This is a genomic window from Spongiactinospora gelatinilytica, from assembly GCF_003236385.1.
In the GTDB taxonomy this organism is placed as follows: Bacteria; Actinomycetota; Actinomycetes; order Streptosporangiales; family Streptosporangiaceae; genus Spongiactinospora; species Spongiactinospora gelatinilytica.
The window spans coordinates 1-3,195 of record NZ_POUA01000568.1; the positions used below are offsets into that span (position 1 = coordinate 1).

Here is a 3,195-nt window from a genome sequence, read left to right on the forward strand (position 1 = left end):
GCTGGCCGGTTGTCCGTGCTCGTCCAGGACGATGAGCCCTGGGAGGTCTTGCTCTGCCAGCAGCCGAGCGGCCTGCGGCACGGGGGTGTCGATGGTGATGGTGGGGAATGCGGCGAGCAGGTCGCGTGCGCGCATGACAGAGCCCTTTTCATTGATCGGCGACAACGACTGCCGACCAGGCTTCCCGGCGCACCTGCAGAGAACCTATCAAGAAACGTCAAGATCGGGCACGGGGGACGTGGTGCCGGTCATCGAGCGGGGAAGGTGTCGCCAGGCGCCACTGCGAGGTTTGCGCCATCGATGAGCTCGGCCGGCGCGTCCAGCAGGGCGAGAGTGCCGCCCACTGAAGAATCAGCGGCATCGATGAGGTGGCCCCTCATCCGCCGGCATGATCGCGCCGATCCGGGCCCAGGCATGAGTGACCGGCTGAGCCGTCCGCGGACCGGTGTCGATGCCGAGGAAGCGAACCGGGCGGTCCGGTCCGGTGAGCCGCCGATCTCGGGCAGGGCTGGGTGGTGGTCCCAGGGCATGGCGCTACTTGCTGAGCGACAGGCCGTGCTGATCGGCGAAGGCTCGGCGGCACAGACCATGGCAAAAGCCATAGAGAACCCCCTCGTGGACCAGCGTGACTGCGGAGTCGCCGAGATCCACGCCCATGCCGCAATAGGGGCGGGAGACGACGAGGGGAGTAGCCCCGACGCGATCCCGCAACATCATCTGCACCGCTGATATGTGCAGGAACACCGGTGTTTCGTCGGGCGGACACGGCCGGTGATCACCTGTGCGGGGCATGCCTGATCATCGTCGTTCTTCCTGCCCGGCAGACTGACCGGACTGCTGATGCTGGTGCCAGCGGTGCAGCAGGCCAGGCAGTTCGGCGAGCAGGAATTCGTAGAAGTCGCGCATCCGGCTCAGCCGCTCGTGCGCGGGGTCGCCGGTCCGGGTGACCTCGATTCCGGCTGCGGCGGCGTCCAGCATGGCCTGGATGGCGGTGTTCTGGCTGGTGAACAGGGTGGCCCAGGCGTCTTCGCGGAGCCGGTAGTGCTCGCGGCGGCTGCCGGGGGCCGGTAGTCGTTCGATCAGGCCGACCGCAAGCAGGGATTTGATCGCACCGGAGACCGCGCCCGCGCTGGCCGCCAGCCGCTCGCCGATTTCGCCCGCGGTCACGCTTTGCAGGTCGGTGAACAAAAACATCGCGAGCGTCCGTGCGGCCATCCGCTGCAGCCCGCCTTCTGTGAGCACCAGCGCGAGCCGCTCGGCCGCCTCCCACCGTCCGTGCTCATCGTCCACACGCCATCTCCTCCAGAATCCACCAGATATTATAGAGCTTCAGAAATTTCTGAACTATGTTAATCTGGAACCATCGTGTCCCGCCATGTGCGGGGGGCGATGGTGTGCCGGGAAGCCTGGTCGGCGATGTGCATCCGCTCACGCCGACGAAAGTCCTCCGCGATGACCCTGCTCAGCCGCCTGCTCGGCCTGCGCCCCGCAGTCCGCCACCCGGTCCGAGTCCGGCGCGATGTGCCGATCCCCGCCGCCGACGGCGTGCGACTGCTGGCCACGCACTACTACCCGGCGGGCGTCCAGACGCCCCCGCTGGTCTTGATGCGCACCCCGTACGGCCGGGGCCGTCTGGTCGACGCGCTGCCCAAGCTGCTGGCCGAGCGCGGCTACCAGGTGCTGTGTCAGAGCCTGCGTGGTACGGCCGGCTCAATGGGGCGCTTCGACGGCTTCGTCATCGATCCCGCGGACGCCGACGGGACGCTGACCTGGCTGCGCGCCCAGCCGTGGTTCGGCGGTGTCCTGGCCACCTGGGGCGCCAGCTATCTCGGATACGCACAGTGGGAACTGGCCGCCCGAGAGATCCCCGAGTGGAAGATCGCAGTGATCCAAGACGCCCCGTCGGCGTTCGCCGGGGGCTTCATGTACCCGGGCGGCGCGTTCGCCCTGGGCAACGCGCTGGGCTGGGTCCAGTTGGTCGACACCATGTTCCGTAGCGGCAATTCCCTGCTCCCGCAACTGCTGGCCGTGTTCGGCGCGAGCCGCCGGCTCCACCGCGCCGTACTGACCCTCCCGCTGACCGATGCGGACCGGGCGCTGACCGGGCACCGGGTGAGCTGGTACCAAGAGTGGCTCACCAACCCCTTGGACAATGAGTCCAGCCGTGAGTACTGGGCGCGCATGGATCACCGCGGCAACACCGAGCGGATGCCGCCGATCGTGTACCTGCAGGGCGGCTGGTACGACTTCTTCCTCCCGGGCATGCTCGACGACCACGCCAGGCTATTGGAGGCAGGTCGCAACGTCCGGTTGCTGATCGGTCCCTGGAGCCATGGCAAGGGCCTGAACACCCGCGTGGCCATGAGGGACGCACTGACCGCGCTGGACGTCGCCCTTGCCGGTCGGCAGGCCCTCAGCGGGGTGCGGGTGTTCATCACCGGCGCGAAACAGTGGCGAGACCTGTCCGGCTGGCCGCCCGCCCACCGGCCCACCCCCTGGCACCTGCATCCAGGTGGCGGGCTGAGCCGCGAGCAGGCCGCACCGGGCGCGCCGCCGAGCCGCTACCGCTACGACCCCGCAGACCCGACCCCCACCGTCGGCGGCGCGATAGTCGGCTTTTCCGCGGGCCCGGCCGACAACCGCGCCATCGAGGCCCGGCCCGACGTGCTCACCTTCACCACCGCCCCGCTGACATCGGACGTGGAGGTGATCGGCCCGGTCCGGGTCCGCCTGTACGCGCGCGCCTCCCTTCCGCATGTCGACTACACCGCACGGTTGTGCACAGTGGACCAGCGCGGCCGCTCGGTCAATCTCTGCGACGGCATCGTCCGCCTGCCCGCTCCCGGAACCGGCCGGGAGGAGACGGCAGGCGTACGCACGGTGGACATCACGCTCTGGCCGGTGGCCCACCGCTTCGCCCGTGGCCACCGGATCCGGCTCCAGGTCGCCGGAGGCGCCCACCCCCGCTATGGCCGTAATCCCGGCACCGGCCGGCCCTTGGCCACAGAGCGCGAACTACGCGCATCCGACAACGAGATCCTGCACGACCCCGACCACCCCTCGGCCATCTGGCTGCCCGTTTCGTCGTCTTCTACGGAGACGGCTTCTACGGAGAGGGCGTGAAACTGCTCGCCGCCGGGCCGACCATTCGCCTCGCTATGTGACGCCCTCGGGCGGGTGGTGTCAGCCGTGAAC

General features: G+C 69.0%; 3 protein-coding genes. 1 reads left to right on the plus strand and 2 read right to left on the minus strand.

The window, feature by feature from the left end; all coding sequences use genetic code 11:
- Positions 1 to 534: 534 nt before the first annotated feature.
- Together C1I98_RS36995 and C1I98_RS37000 are read right to left on the minus strand one after the other, a co-directional pair.
- Positions 535 to 744, minus strand: coding sequence for a hypothetical protein (locus C1I98_RS36995; protein WP_111171925.1), 210 nt, complete (start codon positions 742 to 744; stop codon positions 535 to 537).
- A gap of 54 nt (positions 745 to 798) precedes the next feature.
- The gene (locus C1I98_RS37000) at positions 799 to 1,290 is read right to left on the minus strand and encodes a GbsR/MarR family transcriptional regulator (protein WP_111171926.1); all 492 of its coding nucleotides are present in this window, start codon (positions 1,288 to 1,290) and stop codon (positions 799 to 801) included.
- A gap of 162 nt (positions 1,291 to 1,452) precedes the next feature.
- Here C1I98_RS37000 and C1I98_RS37005 point away from each other — a divergent pair, with 162 nt between their 5' ends.
- Positions 1,453 to 3,123, plus strand: a complete 1,671-nt coding sequence (locus C1I98_RS37005) for a CocE/NonD family hydrolase (RefSeq protein ID WP_111171927.1) — start codon at positions 1,453 to 1,455, stop codon at positions 3,121 to 3,123.
- The last annotated feature ends 72 nt before the right edge of the window (positions 3,124 to 3,195 follow it).